Annotated in this window: 20 protein-coding genes; 12 read left to right on the forward strand and 8 right to left on the reverse strand. The window is 40.8% G+C overall.

The genetic code is table 11. The annotated features are described in order from the left end of the window. Nucleotides 1-233: 233 nt before the first annotated feature. The 3 genes from GJB62_RS06765 to GJB62_RS06780 all read left to right on the forward strand — a co-directional run bounded on the left by GJB62_RS06765 (nt 234) and on the right by GJB62_RS06780 (nt 2927). Nucleotides 234-731: an Hsp20/alpha crystallin family protein gene (locus GJB62_RS06765; RefSeq protein WP_114083337.1), complete on the forward strand. Its 498-nt coding sequence runs from the start codon at nt 234-236 to the stop codon at nt 729-731. 914 nt (nt 732-1645) lie between these two features. Beyond that, nucleotides 1646-1891: a hypothetical protein gene (locus GJB62_RS37395; protein ID WP_114083336.1), complete on the forward strand. Its 246-nt coding sequence runs from the start codon at nt 1646-1648 to the stop codon at nt 1889-1891. Nucleotides 1892-1901: 10 nt separating this feature from the next. Further along, the gene (locus tag GJB62_RS06780) at nt 1902-2927 is read left to right on the forward strand and encodes a hypothetical protein (protein WP_114083335.1); all 1026 of its coding nucleotides are present in this window, start codon (nt 1902-1904) and stop codon (nt 2925-2927) included. Nucleotides 2928-3026: 99 nt separating this feature from the next. Here GJB62_RS06780 and ilvA read toward each other — a convergent pair whose 3' ends face one another. Then, nucleotides 3027-4538, reverse strand: a complete 1512-nt coding sequence (gene ilvA / locus GJB62_RS06785; RefSeq protein WP_114083334.1) for a threonine ammonia-lyase, biosynthetic — start codon at nt 4536-4538, stop codon at nt 3027-3029. Between the two features lie 398 nt (nt 4539-4936). Between ilvA and GJB62_RS06790 the strand changes: the two genes are divergently transcribed. The 3 genes from GJB62_RS06790 (at nt 4937) to GJB62_RS06800 (ending at nt 7059) form a co-directional block, all read left to right on the forward strand. Further along, nucleotides 4937-5239 carry an RNA-binding protein gene (locus GJB62_RS06790; protein ID WP_012407557.1) on the forward strand — a complete coding sequence of 101 codons (303 nt, stop codon included), beginning with the start codon at nt 4937-4939 and terminating at the stop codon, nt 5237-5239. Nucleotides 5240-5351: 112 nt separating this feature from the next. Beyond that, nucleotides 5352-5855 (forward strand): hypothetical protein, encoded by a 504-nt coding sequence (locus GJB62_RS06795; RefSeq protein WP_114083333.1) that lies wholly within the window; start codon nt 5352-5354, stop codon nt 5853-5855. 226 nt (nt 5856-6081) lie between these two features. Next, complete coding sequence (locus GJB62_RS06800; RefSeq protein WP_114083332.1) at nt 6082-7059, forward strand: aldo/keto reductase; 978 nt, start codon at nt 6082-6084, stop codon at nt 7057-7059. Between the two features lie 600 nt (nt 7060-7659). Here GJB62_RS06800 and GJB62_RS06805 read toward each other — a convergent pair. Both GJB62_RS06805 and GJB62_RS06810 read right to left on the reverse strand, forming a co-directional pair. Further along, nucleotides 7660-8484, reverse strand: a complete 825-nt coding sequence (locus GJB62_RS06805) for an alpha/beta hydrolase (protein WP_114083331.1) — start codon at nt 8482-8484, stop codon at nt 7660-7662. Nucleotides 8485-8633: 149 nt separating this feature from the next. Further along, complete coding sequence (locus tag GJB62_RS06810) at nt 8634-8900, reverse strand: Precorrin-3B methylase (RefSeq protein ID WP_114083330.1); 267 nt, start codon at nt 8898-8900, stop codon at nt 8634-8636. Nucleotides 8901-9114: 214 nt separating this feature from the next. On the opposite strand from GJB62_RS06810, the gene GJB62_RS06815 reads away from it, so the two are divergent. Next, entirely contained in the window at nt 9115-10326 is a 1212-nt protein-coding gene (locus GJB62_RS06815) for a type I restriction endonuclease (protein WP_114083329.1), read from the forward strand. Between the two features lie 271 nt (nt 10327-10597). On the opposite strand, the gene acsF is transcribed toward GJB62_RS06815, so the two are convergent. Continuing rightward, nucleotides 10598-11674, reverse strand: coding sequence for a magnesium-protoporphyrin IX monomethyl ester (oxidative) cyclase (gene acsF / locus GJB62_RS06820; RefSeq protein ID WP_114083328.1), 1077 nt, complete (start codon nt 11672-11674; stop codon nt 10598-10600). Nucleotides 11675-12040: 366 nt separating this feature from the next. Between acsF and GJB62_RS06825 the strand changes: the two genes are divergently transcribed. Next, a complete protein-coding gene (locus GJB62_RS06825) occupies nt 12041-12535 on the forward strand; it encodes a TM2 domain-containing protein (protein ID WP_114083327.1) in 495 nt (164 codons plus the stop codon). Between the two features lie 123 nt (nt 12536-12658). On the opposite strand, the gene GJB62_RS06830 is transcribed toward GJB62_RS06825, so the two are convergent. Continuing rightward, nucleotides 12659-13315 (reverse strand): DUF2996 domain-containing protein, encoded by a 657-nt coding sequence (locus GJB62_RS06830; protein WP_114083326.1) that lies wholly within the window; start codon nt 13313-13315, stop codon nt 12659-12661. A 227-nt stretch (nt 13316-13542) separates the two neighbouring features. Continuing rightward, nucleotides 13543-14598 carry a DMT family transporter gene (locus GJB62_RS06835; protein WP_114083360.1) on the reverse strand — a complete coding sequence of 352 codons (1056 nt, stop codon included), beginning with the start codon at nt 14596-14598 and terminating at the stop codon, nt 13543-13545. Nucleotides 14599-14850: 252 nt separating this feature from the next. On the opposite strand from GJB62_RS06835, the gene GJB62_RS06840 reads away from it, so the two are divergent. Beyond that, nucleotides 14851-15213, forward strand: a complete 363-nt coding sequence (locus GJB62_RS06840; protein WP_114083325.1) for a hypothetical protein — start codon at nt 14851-14853, stop codon at nt 15211-15213. A gap of 398 nt (nt 15214-15611) precedes the next feature. Here the strand turns inward: GJB62_RS06840 and GJB62_RS06845 are convergent, their stop codons facing one another. Both GJB62_RS06845 and GJB62_RS06850 read right to left on the reverse strand, forming a co-directional pair. Next, nucleotides 15612-15749 (reverse strand): hypothetical protein, encoded by a 138-nt coding sequence (locus GJB62_RS06845; protein ID WP_159402465.1) that lies wholly within the window; start codon nt 15747-15749, stop codon nt 15612-15614. Nucleotides 15750-15803: 54 nt separating this feature from the next. Then, a complete protein-coding gene (locus tag GJB62_RS06850; RefSeq protein ID WP_114083324.1) occupies nt 15804-17621 on the reverse strand; it encodes an ABC transporter ATP-binding protein in 1818 nt (605 codons plus the stop codon). A gap of 823 nt (nt 17622-18444) precedes the next feature. Here GJB62_RS06850 and GJB62_RS06855 point away from each other — a divergent pair. The 3 genes from GJB62_RS06855 to GJB62_RS06865 all read left to right on the forward strand — a co-directional run bounded on the left by GJB62_RS06855 (nt 18445) and on the right by GJB62_RS06865 (nt 21472). After that, nucleotides 18445-18801 carry a hypothetical protein gene (locus tag GJB62_RS06855; protein ID WP_114083322.1) on the forward strand — a complete coding sequence of 119 codons (357 nt, stop codon included), beginning with the start codon at nt 18445-18447 and terminating at the stop codon, nt 18799-18801. Nucleotides 18802-19037: 236 nt separating this feature from the next. Next, nucleotides 19038-20165 (forward strand): TOMM precursor leader peptide-binding protein, encoded by a 1128-nt coding sequence (locus tag GJB62_RS06860; RefSeq protein ID WP_114083321.1) that lies wholly within the window; start codon nt 19038-19040, stop codon nt 20163-20165. Further along, nucleotides 20129-21472: a YcaO-like family protein gene (locus tag GJB62_RS06865; protein WP_245246108.1), complete on the forward strand. Its 1344-nt coding sequence runs from the start codon at nt 20129-20131 to the stop codon at nt 21470-21472. Before GJB62_RS06860 ends, GJB62_RS06865 begins: the two co-directional genes overlap by 37 nt. The last annotated feature ends 100 nt before the right edge of the window (nt 21473-21572 follow it).

The following is a 21572-nucleotide window of genomic DNA, read 5'->3' on the forward strand; positions in this document are numbered from 1 at the left end:
TTTCAACAGGTACGGTTATTGCGTAGGCGTAGCCCGTCGTAGACATCGCACATTGCGATGAAACCGAACCTACTCAACTTGAAGGTTGATTTAGTCTAATAACTAGGAAGCTTGAAATTGAGCTTTGTGCAATTTAAGATTGCTTAACAACCCATTTTATCAGCTGTTCGCAAGCTAAGAAGCTTGAGATTGAGCCTCCTAAGACTAAATAGTTCATCTTAGAGGTGATAGTTATGGCACTGATGCGTTGGAACCCATTCCGGGATAGTGAACGTTTAGAACCATTTCGGGATACTGAATCTTGGGAACCATTCCGAGAAATCGATACCTTGCAGAGGCAAATGAATCGTTTATTTGACAGATTGATGCCAACTACTAATGGTGGTGAGAGGCCTGGATTTATATTTAGTCCTGCTGCTGAACTAGAAGAAACTGATGATGCAATTCGCTTGAAACTAGAAGTACCTGGTCTAGAAGCAAAAGATATAAATGTAGAAGCAACTCCCGAATCAATTTCAATTACCGGTGAGCGTAAAACTGAAACCAAGAGTGAAGAAAACGGTATTACTCGGTCTGAATTCCGTTATGGAAAATTTCAGAGGATAATCCCGTTACCTTCCCAAATTCAAAATGACAAAGTGCAAGCTGAGTACAAAAATGGTATTCTCCAGTTAACTTTGCCGAAAGCGGAATCAGAAAAACACAAAGCCGTCAAAGTCAATCTTGGTTAATTCAATTCAAGATTCGGGAGTCTTGGACTTTCTCTGATATTTTGATTAGCTGTGAGAACCGCCTTCTAAAAAATGGGAGGTGGTTCTTCTTTATACATAAATTGCTTTGCTACTCGTCACCCATCTACTATGGGGAAGAGGGCTTAAAAGTGGTCTACTTTATATAATTGGCAATTATACACACTGGTAATAACTTGATTTTTCCATCAATAAAAGTAGAAGCGAATAATCTTGCACTCCCCTATGCTCAATTTCCCTAATGAAGTCGATGAAAATCGTTTCTGCATCCAGATGAATCAAAATCAGGGACTGAAGGATACTCTGGTAAGATTTAATTCACAGTCTATTCAAGCACCTCGAAAAGGTCTTTAAGAAACTATTGTCGAAGTGTAATCTTATCCAGCGAAACTAGTAGTCTGCCAACCCAAAAATGCGCTTGTGAGGTCTGGGTAAAGGGTAAGGGATTTAAAACCTTTCCCCCTTCCCCCTTACCCCGCTTTCGTCACGAAAGCGAACTACTAGCTTATGCTTGTCTTTTCTTGGCAAGATTATTCCGATATGTACTTTTCAATTTACAAAACTGGCATGATTGAGAGAGATTGTGCTTTAGTTGAAGACTACCCATTTGTATCGAAAGTGCATCACGTTAGGCAACAACAGCTAGTTATAGACAGTGGGAATTGTATTCACAATCAAGCATCATAGAAATGGTGGTAGTTTTTGCTCATCATCAACTATATGCTGAGATGATAGTCAATGGCTAACTCTCAAGTTGCTCATCTGTACTTTATGTTCAATGTCAAATTCACTGATTTGAATAAAACTTCTACATAAACACACACTGATGCAGTTTGATTTGCTTGAATAGCTATATTGATAGGACGTTGATCCGAAGGCAATTCACAATCCTGATTATGGCAAGTAAATTCATTGATGTTAGAGAATACACTGTCAGGGCGCACAAAAGACAGATTCATACTCGTGTTTTCCAGTTTGTCTGTAAAGAGTGTAACGATCTGACAAAACGCGAGACGTTCGGGCCTCGACCTTTATATTGCGAGAGATGTCGCCCTCCCCAAGCACCTAAGAAATCTCAGCCAACATCTCAGAAAGCAAAACCCAGACCAATGTCTTACAAAAGTGACATCGATTTAAATTGATTGAAGCCTTATGACTCAAAATGGACAATTAGAACCACCTCCGGGCACTTTCCTCTCTCCACTGTTGGAATTACGAGACTATTATGCTCGCCTCACAGAAGAGTATGAACGCCTTTTTGTGCAGGCGCGATCGCAACTCGATCATGTAGAAGCGTTGTTGTCTAACTGGTCTTTTTCTGATCCCAACAAGCAGATATCAAGACTGACGGCGGCCGATGAAACCTCAAATGTTTCCCCAGAAGGCTCTCTGCGGTTTTTATCGCCTCTTGATGACATGGACGAAATCAACTTGGTGGAGTCTCTACAGTCAGAACCCACAGACTCGGATAAGGTTGAGATCGATAATTCCTTTTCTGCTGCTGTTGATACAAAAGAGAGAAAACTTCCAACTACATCGCCAGATGCAAAGATAGCCTCAGAGAACAACGATAGTTCAACGAGGGTGGCAGAAATCCCCATGCTACCCCAGTACAATCACGCTATCTCCCGAATGGAAGCCATTAAACAGCTATTGCAAGAGCAGATAGGCACTGTCTGTCATATCGATTTTATCGTGCGATCGCTTTATGGAGAGTTAGATTCCAATTTATTCAAAGTAGTTAAAGGTAGGGTTCAATCTTCCCTCACCCAAGGTAGAGAAAGGAATTACTGGGTAACTATTCCCGATGAGCCAGGTTGTTATACTCTGGATTTAAATTTGGTAGCCCCAAGTAAACGCAATGGTGCTTCTAGAAACAAAAATAAGAAGCCTTTTGTACCCCCGCCAAAAGCAGTACCGATGCTCAAAACCTTTGAGGGTCAATTCTTAATTGATGCTCTCACCTCTCTGTTTGAAGAAAATCCAGGTAAAGTTTTCAGCGTTGCTGAAGTCATCGCCGGAATTTATGGAGAACTAGATTCTCAGCAAATTAGAGAGATTAAAAATAAGGTGTTGAATGAATTATCTAGAGGCTATCGGACAGGCAGATTCTCTAGGGTTCCTAACGAAATCGGCTTCTATACTTGGGACTCCAATCTGATATCGAAGGCTCGTTAAATTGGCATAGGGCATGGGGCATTGGGCATGGGGCATTGGGAAGAATTTACTCCCTCATCTCCCCCATCTCCCTTATCCCCCCATCTCCCTATCCCAAAACTATCCCAAAAACAGCTTGTATGCGGGATTCTTGTTTTCATCCCAATAACGATAGCCCAGATTATCGAGAAAAGCTTGCCACTCTTCCATCTCGTGGGGAGGAACCTGGATACCAACCACGATTCGTCCGTAGTCTGCGCCGTTGTTGCGGTAGTGAAAAAGACTAATATTCCAGTCGGGACTCATGGAAGTAACAAACTTCATCAATGCACCGGGACGTTCGGGAAACTCAAAACGGTAAAGTAATTCATTATGAGCCAGAGGAGAGTGCCCACCCACCATGTGCCGCAGATGTAATTTAGTTAGTTCATCGTCTGTTAAATCAAGAGTTTCAAATCCTTGAGCTTCAAAGGTTTCTACCATCTTTGCAGCATCAGCACGGTTTTGAATTTGCACACCTACAAAAATATGGGCTGTTTTTTCATCAGCAATGCGATAATTAAACTCTGTAAGATTACGGTTGCCAATACATTCACAAAACTGGCGAATACTTCCCCGTTCTTCAGGAATTGTGACTGCAAAGATTGCTTCCCGACGTTCGCCTAACTGGGCCCGTTCTGCCACAAAGCGGAGACGATCAAAATTCATGTTTGCACCACAGGCTACGGCAATTAGAGTTTGTCCCTCAATTTGTTCTCGTTCTGCGTAGGCTTTGGCAGCTGCGATCGCTAATGCACCGGCTGGTTCTAAAATGGATCGCGTATCCTCAAACACATCTTTAATCGCAGCACATGTATCGTCTGTATCCACCAGAATGATTTCATCTACATACTGCTGACATAAACGGAAGGTTTCTTCACCTACTTCTCGCACCGCCACGCCATCAGCAAATAACCCCACTTGAGACAAACGCACCCGATGTCCGGCTTTTAGCGATTGAGACATCGCATCAGCATCTACTGGTTCAACACCAATAATCTTGATTTCGGGACGCAATCTTTTCACATAAGCCCCAATCCCCGAAATCAATCCGCCACCTCCAATTGCGACAAAAATTGCATGGATGGGTTGCTGATATTGTCGCAAAATTTCCATCCCGATGGTTCCCTGTCCAGCAATTACATGAGGGTCATCAAAGGGATGAATAAAGGTCAAACCTTTTTCCACTTCTAATTCACGGGCATAGCTATAAGCATCGTCGTAGGTGTTTCCATATAACACGACAGCTCCGCCCCTCATTCTCACTGCGTCCACCTTGACTTGAGGTGTAGTTATTGGCATGACGATAATTGCTTTGGTTCCCAAACGATTGGCTGCAAGGGCAACTCCTTGAGCATGGTTGCCCGCAGACGCTGCAATTACACCCTGTGCCAAGATATCTGGTGGTAGTTGCACCATTTTGTTATAAGCACCCCGCAGTTTAAAGGAAAATACTGACTGCATATCCTCACGTTTCAACAGGAGTTGATTATTCAACCGCGCAGACAAATTTGGTGCATACTCCAGTGGTGTTTCCTGGGCAACATCATATACACGGGCAGTCAGGATTTGGATAAGGTAGTCGCAATACATGGGTGTCAAGGTGTTAGCAAATGCCGGATGAAAACTAATTTTACGTTACAAGCGATCGCACTGGTTTTATTTAATTCCATCTTTTGTAATTTTGAGTGAATAAAATTTCAATATTACTAATCCTTTTGGAATAGAAACAAGTATCAGTAATTGAGTTTTTTTAGTGGCTTAAAATTTAGTGCGATCGCTGCTAGGTTCATTTTAAAAGAGTTTCGCCAACCGTCCAGATATTTAGCTCAACAAATAAGTATAATGTTGCTTATGAACATAAGTTTTCAATTTATGATAAAGTATCGATAGAAGATTAAATTCGGCTGTGTAGTTTGTTTTTATAGATACTTGTATTACAGACCTCTCCGCATCTAAATCTCTGCACCCTCTGATTCTGGAGATATTGTATGTCAATTTACGTTGGTAATCTATCTTATGAGGTTAAAGAAGAGGATCTCCGCCACGTTTTTGCAGAATACGGAACGGTAAAAAATGTTCAATTGCCTATCGACCGAGAAACAGGTCGGATGAGAGGTTTCGGCTTTGTAGAAATGGAATCAGACGCACAAGAAACAGCAGCAATTGAAGCCCTTGATAATGCTGAGTGGATGGGTAGGAGCTTAAAAGTGAATAAAGCTAAACCCAAGACTGATGGAGGTTCCTCTGGCGGTAGAAGGGGTGGTGATGGTGGTTCCTCTCGCCGTTATTAAGGTCTCTAAAGTCTTGAGGGCAGACAAGGCCGTCTGCCTTTTTTTGTGCTTCTGTTGATTTTTGTTAGCCTAGTTTTCCGTAGGTATCGTTTTTGTAATAAGTGTAGCAGCCATGAACCCAGAAGCTAAACATATTGTTAGCGAACTAAGGCATAAGTTCTACTCTAACTTCGCTGCTTCTATGAATATGCCGGTAATCGTAACTGGTACATCTTATAGTAGTAATTCCCCGATCGCATCTTGGATGGATCGTAGGGAAAGACTGAACTATGTAAATGTATACGCTTATACTGCGCCTGATGAATTTGTCCCATTCCGTCCGTTCATTCTTCGACTGGCTATAAACAAGAGTGCTGGGAGAGTGGCGACGTTCAGAAAAGGACAAGTTTGCCGAGGTCTTAATTTGATGTGGGACTTTGAATTAACTGTGCTACCAAAAGAAATCTTAGACTTTCTTCCCTGGATAGTTAATTTAGTGGAGGCTCATGACAAAGGTTCATCCTTATTGCTACAATCACCACCTCATTCATTTGAATTAGAAGTGCCAGAGGTTGGGTTTTTTAATAACGCTTGGACTCAGAAAGCTAGGCTTCTTGCAAATTCGACAATATCTTAATACTTAGTGATTAAGTTGCTAGTTAAAAGCAACTAAAAATATATATTATCTAATACAAAAGTAGCGAATCTACTTTGGTGATTGTCCAAAATATTTGTCAACTTTTAAAACAAAATAGACAAGGTTGCACGACTGACTGCTAGAAGATTCTCCTCATTTACCAGCTAATCATGCTACTCGTGCGTTAATGCCTGATAATTAATAAGGCAATCTACAGAGAGCAAACATGCAGACTCTCCAAAAATCCCTCCCAAGCATGGGCTGCGGGACTTGGGCCTGGGGCAACCAACTGCTTTGGGGATATGACGAAAGTATGGATGACCAGTTGCAAGCGGTGTTTAACCTTTGTGTAAACAACGGTGTGACTTTATTTGATACGGGTGATTCTTACGGAACTGGGAGATTGAATGGTCGAAGTGAGTTACTGCTGGGACGATTCAACCGAGAATATCTAGGTTCAAACAAAGAAAATATTTGTATTGCGACTAAGCTTGCTGCTTACCCGTGGAGATGGACACGGCAATCAATGGTAAAGGCTTGCAAGTCATCTGCCCAACGCCTAGGAAAAAACGTAGATTTGGTACAGATGCACTGGTCAACAGCAAATTACGCCCCTTGGCAAGAGGTAGGGCTGTTAGATGGTCTTGCGGATTTATATGAGCAAGGACTGGTTAAGGGAGTAGGACTGTCCAATTATGGGCCTAAACAGCTTAAACAAGTGCAGAAAAAGTTTGCTGAACGAGGTGTTCCTATTACTACTCTGCAAGTTCAATACTCTTTGTTGTCTACATATCCTGTCACCCAATTAGGGCTTAAAGACCTTTGTGATGAGTTGGGAATTAAACTGATTGCCTACAGCCCTCTAGCTTTGGGACTGCTGACAGGAAAATACTCTGAGCAAGGCCCTTTGCCTAAAGGTATTCGAGGTCTGCTGTTTAGGCAGATATTACCAGGAATGCGCTCGCTTTTGGGATGTTTGCAAGAGGTGTCACAATCCAGAAACAAAACCATGTCACAGGTAGCAATTAATTGGTGCATCTGTAAAGAAACCATTCCCATCCCTGGAGCAAAGAGCGTAGAACAGGCAAGAGAGAATATTGGTGCTTTAGGTTGGCAATTAAACGTCAGCGAGATTGCAGAGTTAGATAAGGCGGCGGCGAATGTAGGCAAGAAAATGGTACAAAATATCTTTCAAACTAAGTGAAATTTCAACGGTAATTGATTTAATTTTGCAAAAACTTGGTTTAAGTCTGAAAATAAAAATACTTGAATTTTATATAAATCCAGACATAAATTCCTTAATTATGTCTAATAAATTAGTAACATTAATTACTATTTTCATAGTATAATACATTATCTTTTAAAAGTTATATTATCAAGAATAGATACATATAGCGGTTCAGTTAAGCCGTGGGTTTTGAGACGCGATAAATCGCCGTCTCTACAAATGTTTTGGTTTTATCTGAACTGTATTGCTCTATAATTAAAATCCCGTAGAATATATTTTCAGATAACATTTTTTAAAGACTTAAATCAATGAGTTATGTCCTAAAGTTTGCTCTGAAGAACTTGAATTTTAAAGTGTACTAGGAAAGAATGAATATTGAGTCTAACATCTTGTAGACACTCTTGGTGACAACTTAACCTTATCCAATGTCCACAGTCCGCGAAAGCGGACTTTTTTATGCAAGCTAAAGTTGTAATCGATTATTTAAGTAAATAAGCAATGAGTAGTAAGGGTTTCAAATTTTATGATGACGAGAGTGATTAAGGAGGGTTAAAGGAGAATAGAATGAGAGGATAATTACTGATTTGTTTTTACAAGAGTAGTAAACTCTTGCAAAGCTTTCTGATACTTTTTTTCACCTACCCAGAATAAATCATTATGATTGGCCTCTTCAACCCACAAATAAAGCTTTGGCGATATTGCAGCATTAAACAACTTTTCTCCATGAGCAAAAGGAATGACATCATCTGCTTTGCCATGAATCACTAGTATCGGACATTTTAGTTTTTTGATATTGTCCAGATTGGGAAATTTGTCAAAAGGTAAAATCCTAAAAGGTACTATTACTTGAAAAGCTGAAATAAACGAACTTTCAAGAATTAAACCAGCTATCGGTTTTCGCATTGCTAGGTTTACCGCAGAACCACCGCCAACCGAACGCCCCAAAACTATAATTCTTTCAGGTGGTGCTTTTAAATTTTCGGTCAAATAATTGTAAGCGCTATTAATATCTTCGTATGCGTGGCTTTCTGTCGCCTTTCCTTGACTCGTACCATAACCACGATAATCATAAGCAAAGACACTAAAACCCCATGCGTGTAATTTTTCTAGGATTTCTTTAATATCTCCTAAATCTTCAGAATTACCATGAACATAAAGAATAGTGTAATTAGCTTGATTGTTTAATAAGTATGTAGCTGAGATATTTGTATTTTCTCCACTTTTTAACTTAATAATTTCTGGATTATCCTGATAACTAGAAGGACGAGATAGAAAAATCATACTATCTGCCCGAAAATATACATATAAAGCAAAAAATATATAAATAAACATGAAAGATTTAAGCAGTCTTTGCCAAGTAAAATCACCAATTAGCAATTTTATAATTTGCTGTTTTTCCATTAGTTTTTATTTTTATTTCCCTTCAGCCTAACCATCAATGATTTGTTTATAGAACTTACGCAAAACTACACGCTGTAGAGGCAATACTCTACGATTTCTCCAACAGAGTACCCGCAGAGTATTGCCCCTATTTAAAAACCCAGTGAAAACTATTTTGATTTTCGTGCCGATTTGGGCGGTGTTCGGTGTGCGCCAAAGTACTTCTCACTGCGATAGCGCAACCACACCCGCAACACTTGCGGAATCTGCTCTTTTTGTTCTTTATTCAGTGTATTGTAAAGGGCTAATGCGCGATCGCGCTCACCCCGACAAGCAGCATTATTGTGAGCATCCCAATAGCTGCGGGCTACCCGAATCCGCCGACAGACTTCTTTAATCAGTTCTTCTCCTGTGATTGGAACATCCTGCTTTGCCATACTCAGATGCGATAAATTTCTAATGCCATTGCACTTGTGTACAGGTTATGAGTGTTACAGGCTGGTACTTATTTGGGAATACTCTGAATTAGGAGTGATAAGGAAGGCGATCGCGCTAACACTTTTAATTCAAATGTACTATATCACCTTATAACCACTCCTATCTTACAAAAAAGACGTATCAATACTCACTAATCTACCAGGACTAACTAAGATGGGATTTACTGAAGATATTGTCAAGCTGTCTGAACAAGTGCGTAAGCGATTTGACCAAGTTGTTGGCGAAGAAGCTACTAAGATGGCGTTGATTGTTCCTTTTTTAAGCGCTCTTGGCTACGATGTCTATGATCCTAGCGAAGTCATGCCGGAATACGTAGCAGACTTTGCTACTAGAAGAGCAGGACAGTTTGAAAAAGTAGATTACGCCTTAGCTATTAACGGTACTAAAGTTATGCTCGTAGAGGCAAAAGCCCGTGGTCAAAAAGCTGAGGCACATGATGGGCAACTGAGCAAATATTTTAATGCACTTCTGACAACAAAAGTAGCTATTGTAACTAATGGGATTGAGTACCGTTTCTTTACAGACTTGCGTGATAAAAATGTCATGGACAAGGAGCCATTTTTTACTTTTAACATCCTTGAATATGATTCCAAAGATATTGATAACCTCAAATTTTTTCATCGTGATAATTTTGAGGTTGCAGCTATTACCAACCATGCTGAAGAAATGGTTTATGTAAAAGGCATGACTCAGCTTCTAGGAAATCTTTTACGTTCTCCTTCTGAAGAATTTGTTCGCTTTTTAGTGGCTGAACTTGGTACTGTTGCTCCTAGTTATGAAATTCAAGGTCGAATTACTGGTAAAGTTATTGATAAATTCAGACCAATTGTTAAAAAGTCAATTCAGGGAAGTTTAGTAGAGTTAATGACTCGCTCACTTAGCCAAGAAATAACTCCGCCTGTTGAAATTGAAGTAGAACAAGAGATTGAAGAAGAGGAAAAACAACAAGAATATCAAGAATCGAAAATAGTAACAACGGCTGAAGAAATCGAAGCTTTTGAAAAAATTAAAGCAATTACGAAAACGTTAATGAGTTACAATTTTGAACTCCAATATAAGGATACAGCTTCATACTTTGGTATCAATCTTGGCAAAAGTACTTGGTGGTTTCTGAGACTATATCTATCTTCGCAGAAAAAAAGTTTAATTACTCGGCTAAGTGTAGATGAAGTAAAGTCGCTAGTTTCAAACTTTGAAGTGCAGGAAGTAACAGCTTCTCTGGGGGATGCTGCATCAAAAGTAATTATTTCCTCCATTAGTGATTTCGATAAGCTGACACCATTGATTCTCAGATGTTACGAAACAGAAGCAGCCAAGCATCAAACATTCATCCCGGATGTAATCAGAATGGAAAAATCAGCTTAACTCAAGGTATCTAATACAAAACTCCATCTACCCAACCATTTTTTTGCTGTTTCCCATTCTGAGTGTGGAATATTTGTAGACAAAAGCAGATTGGGAATAACAGCATACTAAAAAGACAAAGTTATTAAACTAATTTTTTCATCAGATTTTATTTTTGCCTGCCAGTAAATTAGCGATCGCAGTACTAATCGGCTAACCTCTAAATATTTAAGACAAAAAAGTGGCTCTGCAATCAGCAGAACCACTAAAGCTTTCGCAAATCTGTTATAAATTAACGAACTGCCCCTTGAGCAGAAACAGTATCAATGGGTTTCATCAGGTACAGCCGCAATAACTGCCAGCCATTGGAGATGTAAAGTGGCAGTTTTTGGAAGAATTGCAGGAATTTGGGAGTGCTGGAATTAGCGATCGCACCCAGCTTCTCGTTATTGCTGATACAAGTATCCAATCGCTGATAAAACTCAGGATTCTCTACATCCAGCATTAGCGGGAACACGCGACCGGCGTTTTCGTTAGTCTTCTGAATTACATGAATGTCGTATTCTCGTGCATCCAATCCCAGGGTTGCATAAAAGTCCTTGCGTTGGATGTCATTGAGATACATTGTCGCAAATACCGACAACAGGAAGAACCGACTCCACAGCCGTGCTTTCCAATCATTCAATATTTGTGGCTGGGATTTCATGATGGCATCAAAGAAATCGCCGTGGCGGTTTTCATCTTGACACCAGTTTTCAAAGAACCGGAAGATTGGATAAACCCGGTCTTCGGGATGTGCTTCTAAATGGCGATAAATGGTGATGTAGCGCCAATAACCGATCTTCTCAGAAAGATAAGTAGCGTAAAAGATGAATTTCGGTTTAAAGAAGGTATAATTGCGGCTCTTAGTCAAAAACCCTAAATCTAAAGACAGATTAAAGTCCGACAAAGCTTTGTTCAAAAAGCCAGCGTGACGTGCTTCATCCCGTGACATCAGGTTAAAACACTCTGCCAAGACGGGGCTTTTTCCTTTCAAGCGACGGCCAAGTTCTTTATATAGCAAAAAGCCGGAAAACTCTGCTGTACAGGAACGTTCTAGAAACTCAACGAACAATTTGCGAGTTTCCCCGTCAATATGATCCCAGGATTGGTCAAACTCCGCATCCCGAACAAAGTGATGGCGGTTGTAGTCAGTGCGGAACTCTTCGAGAATGGCTTGTAACTCGTCTTCATTGACGGAGATATCCATCCGCGCCATTTCATCAAAATCGGTAGTATAAAACCGAGGTGTTAACAGGGTTTCTTTTGCCGGGACTTTAATCCCTGGCCGGATTTCTTCAAAGCCTGGTTTTTTGAGGGAATCTACCATGTCTTGATTGCTCTTTCGTCTTTATTATCTTAAGTAGACCAGAAAGCCAAGGTTAAAGCTCTGGCAAGGCGTAACAGCCCACAATAATCCAATTGTATAAAGTTTAGTCTACCAAGGTGCGGGTGAGAAATTTGTAAGTAAAAGATTAAGAGTTGCAACAATCATTCAATATTTACGGAATCAAAAATCGCAAATTAGTAGTCAAATAAACGTAGTTCGGTGATTAGCAGGGTTTTGATCGAGTGGAGTAGCACGCATTTTTTGTATTTTAAATCACTATAATCTCAGTAACTTTCTGTAGTTGCTACTACAACATAGAAAACCCATTTTAGACAACAAAAGCAAATCCAAAGGGTTGAAAACAAGATGAATCTTGAAAACAATCAGCATAAAGACCGACTGCTTGTCTCTTACATTTTGTGTGCAGCATTCTTTTTCGGATTAGGAGGACTGCACCGTTTCTACAATGGCAAAATCGGGACTGGTTTGTTGTGGCTGTTGACTGGTGGTGTCTTTGGGATAGGGCAGTTCGTAGATTTGTTTCTCATGTCCAACATGGTTGACGAATACGAACACAACCTGAGACTAAAAGCAGGTATATCTCCCTTTGGAGTGCCGTTGAATCAAGCAGTGGTTGCCTCTCAAGTCCAACACCCAACAGGCAACCAACTGATGATTAAACTGATTGAAGCGGCGGAAAGCAAGGGTGGTATTTTAACTGTTACTCAAGGCGTGAAGTTCACGGGCGCTAGCTTTGCAGAAGTGGAAGCTACTCTCAATGAGATGTACAAATCAGGTTATGTCAAAATAGATAACGACCCCAATACTGGAGCCGTTATCTACCATTTCCACGAACTTTAAATTTTCATTTGTCCTTTGTCATTTGTCCTTTGTCCTTTGTCCTTTGTCATTTGTCCTTTGTTAAAAACCAATGACTAATGACTAATGACCAATGACCAATGACCAATGACCAATGACCAATGACTAATTTATACCTAGCCACTTTTGACCGTCCAAGCGCTGAACTAAGCCAAATACCAACAAGTCGAGGGTAATTTTGCGCTCATCGATTAAGAAGGACTCAAGAGTGCTAGGTTTTTTGCCTTCATTACAGGAAAATCCCTTTTTCCCTTGAATATCTTCTTCGGGGAAATACAGGTTAAACTGACGCAAACCAATTTCTTTCCAACTGCCGATAATTTGCCAGCATTCTTCAGCAGATTCAAAGCCAGTAATTGGCACTTTCTGCTTGGCAAAAGACACTTGTAAATCTTGCACACCTTGTTGAGCGATCGCTTTTTGTAAAGCTGGCAAGTAGTCTTGCTCGATAAACTCTACAAACGGCTTATCTTCAACAGATGGGGCTTTTTCCTTTTTGGCGGCTTTAGCGGCGGGTTTTTCTTCGGTTGCGGCGGGTTTTTCGCCTACTGCGGCTTTAGCTGCGGCTGCGGGTTTTTCTCGCTTGGGGGGTGTAGCGGTTGGTTTAGCAGCGTTTGGATCTGGCGCGTTGGCAGTAGGAAGGTCTGTGGCTTCAGGTGAGTCTGTACTCGGAGCGTTTTCTTCAGCCACACTGGGAGCTTGCTTGTCAACAGTGCTGGGAGCTACTTCTCCCGCTTGATTGTGATTGGTTTGGTCTGCCATTGCTCAGGTCAATCCTTTAATCTAGCTTTGGGAGCGATCGCTCACCTTGATGTATCGGGTATTTTTATTTTGACATACTAGTGCAGCAAGGCAGTAATAACTGTACAGTTAAAAATAACGCCAAGGCATAGGGTATAAGCTTTCTTGCCTTCTATTCCCTACCCCTTCAATTTTAGATTTTAGATTGTTCAATCCAAAATCCAAAATCTAAAATTCTTCCGCCTCATTCAAATCCCCTTGAATCCCATATCAGTTTCTACTTGTTGCTGTGCCGGAATCGAACTCACTTTGCCAGACGCAATGCTAGAAGTCTTACGCCAAATTCCCAGTTGGCTCAAAAATATGCCTACTAAAATCACGCTACCGCCAATATATTGAGGCAAGGTAGGGGCTTCACCCAAAATTAAATAGGCTGCTAAGATGCCCACAATTGGGCCAAATGAGCCAATTAAGGAAGCCGTAGATACAGTAGAAGTTTTCAAGCCTTTAATCAAAAAAGACTGGCCTAGCACCACAATTAACCCACCGTAGAGAAACATCCATTGCCATAAGAACGGTGAGAGGACATCAGCAAAATGATTTTTGCCATAGAGGACTAAAGCAATGAAGAAAAAGATTATGGTTCCTAGTCCAGTCCGAAAGATGCTATAGATTCCCAAAGGGATCTGTGAAAGATATTTCTTACCAATAATCGTAGAAGCCGTTGCAGCTATAGATCCTACTGCTGCTAAAAGTTCCCCTATGCCTAAATTGAAACCTCCCATATTCATCATGGCTTCTGTTGGAGGTTGAAGGATGATAGTTAGGATAACACCGACAAACGCTGCGATCGCTCCGATAAATTCCCAAATATTTACCCGTTCCCTCAACAACCAGACTGACAAAGCTAGAGTTAGAGGCGGTTCCAAACGTCCTACCAAGATGACATTATTTACCCCTGTGACCGAAAGTGCCTGGAAAATTAAGCCAGGGGCTAACGCTCCCGATAAAATAGCGACTGCTGTTAAACTGACCCAATCCGTCCTTGAGAGTTGCTTCAAAGTAGCTTTGTTCCACTGTCGCCCATAGATGAGGATCAAAAGTATCAAGGCGCAAAGGTTTCCCACAAATAAAACATTACATAAAGAAATCGGATTACGTTCCCCGATAAAATGTTCAGCACCGATTTCTGTTAGCCTTCGGGTAACTGCGCCAGATGCTGCAAAAATTAGCATTGCTAGCCAGAGATATGTTTGTCCTGAAACTCTATGAATTAAGCGATGTGGTCTTTTGGGCCTAGTCACAATAGCATCACTGCAATAAAAGCATTGCTCATTATAAGTTGCCGTCACGCAGTTCAGAATGAGGTTTTGTTGAGAAAATACTTAAATTATGCTGTGATTTTGAGTTACCATCATTGCCTGAGAAAGTGCTGAGAATCAACTAAATTTTCTCAAAGGATAAATTCATGAAAATAGTGGCTTAGTTTCAATAAGTTCTCACTCCCACCTGAGATGCTTGAGATGTTCAGGATAAAACAGAAAAGAGAGTCACAAATGAAACTCGCACCCTTACTTACAAGTTTTGCTTTGGTTGGTTTTTTCACAGTTTGGGACGTACCATTAAAAGCGATCAATCCGTCATTAGTGCAGGCATCGGCAGCCGAAGAATTGTCTGTAACACAGAAACTAGATTTGCTTACTAAAAGTAAGGGTCAGATTGGTAGTGGTGATCAACTACGTCGTTTCTTTTTTGCTGACTTGGAGCCAATCGGTATCCAGTTAGGTGGTGCAGGTCATGTAGTTAACCTTTATAACAAAGCCAATGATGTCACATTTGCTTACTGTTCTCACTACGATGTGATTGTAGCGATTAAGAAGGGTAAGGTGACAAAATTTGAACCCAGCGAAGTGAAGTAATACTAAATCCATTTTCTAATTAATATTTGCTAAGACCAGAGGAGCAATTTGATTACATCTAGGACTTACGCAAAACTACACACGGTAGACGCAATTCATTAATTGTCTCTACCAGAAAATCAATGTTTTGGCTATTTTTGCGTAAGTTCTGACATTTATTTAGGTTGCGATGTCTGACAAGACACTACTTTGCATCTACGATCTAGAACTCTTGAACAAGGGGTCTAGACCAGATGTGTTTCAACTCTTCGTCCCCTGGAAAAGGACATAGGTTGCTTCTCTGACAGTCAACCGCTTTTGATCCGTACTGGGAGAATTGGCCACTCGTCCAGCTATAAAAAGTGATCCCTTTGCCATAGCCGAAATAGCGTAGTAGCGCCCATTGTGAGAGGTTAAGCTTATAGAGCTTTTGTCAATAAGCAAATAGTACTTAAAAATATGCTAAAAATCGGGCTAATCAACAGAATTTTTAGGCTAGCGATCGCATCATATTTAAAAGCATCATTCGTTCTTGCAATCAAAATACGGAATTGCATATACTGTCTCCTCACTGGCAACCCTAAATTTAGATATCTGAAGAATTACGAGTGTTAATGAGAAATGCCATACTGTTTTGCCTGCATATTCCATAGTGCGGTATATTCGCCTCCACGCTGTAAAAGTTCCTGATGAGTACCATCCTCAATTAAATGACCAGATTTGAGAACTAAGATTCGGTCAGCTATACGCACTGAAGCCAGTCGATGGGTAATCAAGATTGTAGTCTTACCCTCAGCTAGCTCAATAAAGCGAAGGTAAAGATCACACTCACTGCGGGGGTCGAGTGCAGCAGTAGGCTCATCCAATAGCAAAACCTGGGCTTCTTGGCGGACAAAAGCACGAGCTAGAGCTAACTTTTGCCATTGGCCTCCAGAAAGTTCTGTACCGCCAAACTGCTTGCCCAGTGGTGTAGCCTCCTTTGTAGGAAAATGATCGACTAGTTTGACAATATCGGCTTTTTCAATCGCGTATTTGAGAATGTCTGGATGCTCTAGAGCAGCTAGGTTTCCTAAAGCGATATTTTCCCCCAGCGTCAGCGCATAGTGACCAAAGTCTTGAAAAACTCCAGCAATTTGCTGCCGCCATTGCTCTAAATTTAAATTTCTGAGGTCTATACCATCGACTAGAATACATCCTTGCGTTGGATCGTATAGCCTGGTTAACAGCTTGACTAAAGTAGTTTTCCCTGCACCATTTTCTCCTACTATGGCTACTGTTTGTCCAGGGAAAAGGGTAAAAGAAATATCTTGGAGTGCTAATCTACCATCTGGATAGTAAAAATCAACTTTTTCAAAAGTAATACCTGAACGAATCGGAGTCGGTACTTTTTCTCCAGGTACGCTCAGTAGCATGGGGATTGGACTGTCAAGAAAATTGAAAAACTGTTGCATGTAGAGAATATTTTCAAACAGATCCAGCCAATTAGCCACCAATCTTTCAAGGTTATTCTGGAAGTAAGTCAATGACTGTACAAATAAAAGTACACTGCCTGGACTGAATTCTCCTTTAAAAGCTTTCTGTACCACCCAGTAGAAAGAAAAACCATTTCCCAAAGTGCTGAGGATAGCTAGACTAGACGACCAAAATGCTTGCTTGTCCCTCAGATAGCGCATAGATTGATGTAAAGACTGAAATGCTTGCAGATAACGCTCGATAAAAAAGGAACCTAGCTTAAATAACCTGATTTCTTTGGCATAGGTATCAGTAAGCATCACCGAAGTGTAATATTCCATTCTTCGAGCTTGGGGACTGTTCTCAAATAAATTTAGCCAAATAGCTTTGCCATACTGAGAAGAAACCACTATCTGGGGTATAGTTGCGATCGCTATCACCAGTGGTATCCAAAAAGCTAGAGGAACTAGTAACCAAACTATCACTATTAAGGTCACTAAAGATCGACCTGATTCAACCAAATTTTCCAGTAAATTCAGTGGTTTATAGCCAACTTGTTGTTGCAACAGTTGTAGCTCATCATAGAACAGAGAATCTTCAAAACGGCTCAAATCTGAAAAAGTATCAGCTTTCCGCATTAATAATAAGCTAATGTGAGCCGTTAACTTGTCATTGAGATTTCCTTGCAGTGCCAATACCCAAGGATACAGCAGTGATTCTAGTAGCAAAGCTCCAACCCATCCTGCTACCAAAGGGGCAAGAGTTGCATAACCTAATTCTCTACCAGATATTAAGGCTGTTGCTACAGTATCTACCACTAGCTTGGTTATCCAAACACTTATGGCAGGAAGAAAACCTTGTAATACCGTGACAGCAATCAACAAGACTATTTCTCTGGGTGCTGCTGTCCATAATAAAGGTAAAGAACGAAATAAAGCTTTAGTGTAGCCTGCAAGCCAAACTCTTAAATCGCTCATCAATTAAACCTAATTTTTTATTCGAGTATCAAGTAAATAAGCTTGATGCCAGTATTTAAAACCTATCTTATATATTCCCCTAACTTAAAATTCGCTATCAGCGCTATTACAAAATGGTTTTTTACTGTCAGTATGCTTTTTCTTTTAAAGTCTCTCTAGCTTTTCTGCATCAGTAACCAATGCAGAAAGTAATATTAGGCGCTATCCAAAATAAAGATAATCCTACTTAAGAAATAAAAATATTACTATCAAGACTAAAAACAATATTACTTAGGTATGAATAAAAAACTCTAGAAAAAGATAATGTTATAAGAGTTAGATGATCAAAAAAAGAGAATGTGACGCTAAAAGTAGCAAAAGCATTCTCAAAGACTAGGTTTTAGGGAAGATAAATTCCATGAGACAATACAATTACGTCGAGATATTCCTCCCTGTGGCGACCTCCTGAAAAAGGAGGTACATAAATTATAAGTCTTTTTTATTCAGGGTTGGAAGGATCTTTAAATGATTAAAATTTTAATCAGACTGTATTGTCCTAGGTGATATTTTCCTTAACTTGCCAAAAAGTGATTTTGATCTTTTGTGGATTAGTTAAGATTCTGAATAAAAGACTGAGTGTTTTTGTTTACCTATAACCGGATGTAAATGATAGTTAGACATTAACCGCCATCTCGTTTTTTGATCATACTTTACATTCGCTAGTTCCAACATCAATTCTTCCGTGAAAGCTGATTGAGACATGAAGATCATTACAGCTTTTGACTGACTCGAATGCAGATTTAAAAACAGGCTAATGAATTTAATTTCAAAGGAATGAGTAACCATGCTTGCAGAAAAAACACTGACCCAACAAACAATAGATATGCGTTTAGAAGACAAAGCAGACAAACTTGAACAACTGCTGTTGTCCGATGAGGAAATTGCAGCTTTAGAAAAGTTAGCAATGCCAGGAATGTTTGAATCTGAGACTAGTCAAAGATGGTTTGCTAATTGCGGTGGATGTGGTGGATGTGTCGGATGTAGGGGATGCGGATGTAGGGGATGCGGATGTCGAGGATGCGGATGTCGAGGATGCGGATGTCGAGGATGCGGATGTCGAGGATGCGGATGTCGAGTTGCTGAAGGTGGAACAATATCAGGTGTGCTAGACGACACCGATGAGGTCGGTTTTGGATACTAAATAAGCTGGAAATAGAACAGCAATTCCGTCATTTTAGAAACCAATTTTTTTAAGTTTAGAGCCACAATATCTGGCTTTAAAAGTTAAAAACCCTGTCTTTTAAGTTGTTTTTTTGCATTCATCAATTTTATAGCTGCAAAAGCAGGGTTTTTCATTTTCTCAATATTTTTGGATACAACCGAGTTTTCAGATTTTTCTATTTCTTTGATGGAGCTTGGGATAATAAAACAAAGCCTATGAAATTAAATGATGCTCAACGCCTGCGTCTACTAGAACACGTTGTCGTTCACACTATGCGGTCAGATTGCAATGGCGAAGAAACTATGATATTCAATACGAGGCGGCGAACCCTGACAGTGAAGGGTCAAGCACTGCATGATGTAGAAAAAATTGTTTTACCTTTATTAGATGGTTCCCGAACAATAGGAGAAATTCGGGCGGCAATTTGCGAAAAGTTGACAGATTCTTCACTAAATCAATGTTTAGAGTTTTTGATGGACAATCGTTTAGTAGATGAGTTGCTGGAAGATCCAGTTGATTTAGATAGTCGTACATATTTACTTCCTCAAATCAGCCTCTATCATGAGCTAGGCTTTAAGCAAAAAGATGCCCAGAAGCACTTAGCGAACGCGAGGATTGCTGTTTTTGGACTCGGAGGTTCAGGGTTGATAGCTGCAATTAATTTGGCTAGTGCTGGTATCGGTTTTCTCCGCCTATGTGATGATATCTGCACATTTTCATCTGATTTACCGATGATGTCAGGCTCAGTCTTTAATCAAATAGGTGCTTTTCGAGTTGTGGAAGCAGCTCGACAAATCGAGGCGATCGCAAAAGTAACTCAAACTGAAACTGTGACAGATCCTTTAACTAACGACGAAACAGTAAATGCTTTGCTTGAGGACGTTGATCTGGTGATTGTCGCCACCGATGCCGTATCTGTCAATCTCGCTTATCGCCTGAACAGACTATGCCTGAAGATGCAGCGCCCATTGCTACCAGGTGGCGCAGTTGGTGTTGAAGGAACTTTTGGGCCGCTAGTCTTTTCTCAGGATGGCCCTTGCTATCTTTGCTATCGGATGCGGTCTATTGCCTGTGCCAAGCTTCCAGAAGCGGAATTCGCTATTGAGCAGTTTCTCGACCGAGAACGCCGTTCTCAACCGCGTTTGCGAGAAAACTTACCGATCGCGCAGATGTTGGTTGGTAGTTATCTGGCTCTTGAAACAGTGAAGATGTTGCTCGGTTTGCCAATCGCCACTGACGGTAAATTACTGCATCTAGACTTGCTCGGCACAAAGCTGACTCACAACGTTGTGCTGAAGAAACCTGGTTGTCCACATTGTTCAGGACAGGAGAAAACAAAGTGAATGCAGCGATCGCTAGTCCACGCTGGCGCGATTTAGTTAGCCCGCATACGGGAATCATCCGAGCCATTGATAGATTTACCAAGCCTTATACAGAGTTTGATCTGCCAGTTTTGTGGCAAGCCGAATTAGCAAATTTCCAACTTCGCAAACAGCAGGATGATTTACGCTACGGCGTAGGTAGGGGCATGACTGATGAACAAGCAATTTTTGGTGCAGTTGGCGAAGCAGTAGAGCGCTACTGTGGTGGTATTGTAGATTATCGGCAACTGATTGTCAGTAGCTACGCAGAATTAAGTCATTGCGCCGTCCATCCTCCAACTTTTTTCTCTTTTTCTGACAAACAATACTCTGACCCCAATTTTCCATATTCACCTTTCGATCCGGCAACGCAGACTTCGTGGATACCTGCCCTTTCTCTAGCAAGCAACCTACAGGTTTTAGTTCCAGCATTTATGGTTTATTTCGACTGGGATAGCAATCTACCAGGAGATTATATTTTACCGGTCACTTCTAATGGTATGGCTAGTGGCCCAACTCTTGAGTTTGCTGTTTGCAGTGGCTTGTGCGAGTTGATTGAGCGCGATGCTTTTATAATTACATGGTTAAACCGCCTACCTGCCCCACGCATTTATTTCGCTCACCGTCCAGGAATTGAGACGGAAATTTTAAGCCACTACGCCCGATTTGGCATTGAGCTAGTTACGTTCTATTTGATTACTGATATTCAGATCCCAGTTGTGATGGCAATGTTAATTGACCGTTCAGGTAAAAGTCCATCTGTTACAACTGGTCTAGGATGCCATCTCGATGGATCAACTGCGCTTCGTAAGGCAATTTTTGAAGTTTGCCAAGCCCGTTTTGGTGATATAGAACGCATGGCTAGCGGCACTGGGATTAATCTCAATAAATATGAAGATGTGCAGAATTTGGACGATCACAGCGCTTTTTTCTACAAAACGGCTCGGCTACGCGAGTTGGCATTTTTGTTGGAGCATGACCAATACCTAACGGTTGAAGATTTACCAACTTATGCATCTTCAGTAGAGGTAGAAAAATTGCAATCGGTCATCGCCAGGTTGCATTCAGTGGGTGTTGAACCTTATTTAGTGGAAATTACAACCCCTGATATTGAGTCGCTCGGTTTTCGAGTAGTGCGGACTTTAGCCAGTGAACTAGTCCCAATATATTTTGGCTATGGACTAGAGCCATTGGGAACTCGGCGGTTGTTCAAGGTACCAGAAAGGTTAGGTTACGGTGAGCGACGTACCGCAGATGACCTAAATCCGTGTCCACATCCTATGGCTTAATACGATTTTAGATTTTGGATTAGGAATTACTTTCTTGTCGCAATCATTTTTTGACGTTGCATAAATGCGGGATGAATTGGCGGGTGCATTGATAAATCCT

Origin of the sequence: Nostoc sp. ATCC 53789 (genome assembly GCF_009873495.1) — a bacterium.
Taxonomy (GTDB): domain Bacteria; phylum Cyanobacteriota; class Cyanobacteriia; order Cyanobacteriales; family Nostocaceae; genus Nostoc; species Nostoc muscorum_A.

Excerpts from the sequence above, each read along its gene's own strand:
- GJB62_RS06825 (WP_114083327.1), top strand. The coding sequence starts at position 12,041 with ATGAATCTTGAAAACAATCAGCATAAAGACCGACTGCTTGTCTCTTAC.
- GJB62_RS06805 (WP_114083331.1), bottom strand. The coding sequence starts at position 8,484 with ATGGAAAAACAGCAAATTATAAAATTGCTAATTGGTGATTTTACTTGG.
- ilvA (WP_114083334.1), bottom strand. The coding sequence starts at position 4,538 with ATGTATTGCGACTACCTTATCCAAATCCTGACTGCCCGTGTATATGAT.
- GJB62_RS06780 (WP_114083335.1), top strand. The coding sequence starts at position 1,902 with ATGACTCAAAATGGACAATTAGAACCACCTCCGGGCACTTTCCTCTCT.
- GJB62_RS06830 (WP_114083326.1), bottom strand. The coding sequence starts at position 13,315 with ATGGCAGACCAAACCAATCACAATCAAGCGGGAGAAGTAGCTCCCAGC.
- GJB62_RS06815 (WP_114083329.1), top strand. The coding sequence starts at position 9,115 with ATGGGATTTACTGAAGATATTGTCAAGCTGTCTGAACAAGTGCGTAAG.
- GJB62_RS06860 (WP_114083321.1), top strand. The coding sequence starts at position 19,038 with ATGAAATTAAATGATGCTCAACGCCTGCGTCTACTAGAACACGTTGTC.
- GJB62_RS06855 (WP_114083322.1), top strand. The coding sequence starts at position 18,445 with ATGCTTGCAGAAAAAACACTGACCCAACAAACAATAGATATGCGTTTA.
- acsF (WP_114083328.1), bottom strand. The coding sequence starts at position 11,674 with ATGGTAGATTCCCTCAAAAAACCAGGCTTTGAAGAAATCCGGCCAGGG.
- GJB62_RS06845 (WP_159402465.1), bottom strand. The coding sequence starts at position 15,749 with ATGCAATTCCGTATTTTGATTGCAAGAACGAATGATGCTTTTAAATAT.
- GJB62_RS37395 (WP_114083336.1), top strand. The coding sequence starts at position 1,646 with ATGGCAAGTAAATTCATTGATGTTAGAGAATACACTGTCAGGGCGCAC.
- GJB62_RS06800 (WP_114083332.1), top strand. The coding sequence starts at position 6,082 with ATGCAGACTCTCCAAAAATCCCTCCCAAGCATGGGCTGCGGGACTTGG.
- GJB62_RS06850 (WP_114083324.1), bottom strand. The coding sequence starts at position 17,621 with ATGAGCGATTTAAGAGTTTGGCTTGCAGGCTACACTAAAGCTTTATTT.
- GJB62_RS06790 (WP_012407557.1), top strand. The coding sequence starts at position 4,937 with ATGTCAATTTACGTTGGTAATCTATCTTATGAGGTTAAAGAAGAGGAT.
- GJB62_RS06765 (WP_114083337.1), top strand. The coding sequence starts at position 234 with ATGGCACTGATGCGTTGGAACCCATTCCGGGATAGTGAACGTTTAGAA.
- GJB62_RS06795 (WP_114083333.1), top strand. The coding sequence starts at position 5,352 with ATGAACCCAGAAGCTAAACATATTGTTAGCGAACTAAGGCATAAGTTC.
- GJB62_RS06810 (WP_114083330.1), bottom strand. The coding sequence starts at position 8,900 with ATGGCAAAGCAGGATGTTCCAATCACAGGAGAAGAACTGATTAAAGAA.
- GJB62_RS06840 (WP_114083325.1), top strand. The coding sequence starts at position 14,851 with ATGAAACTCGCACCCTTACTTACAAGTTTTGCTTTGGTTGGTTTTTTC.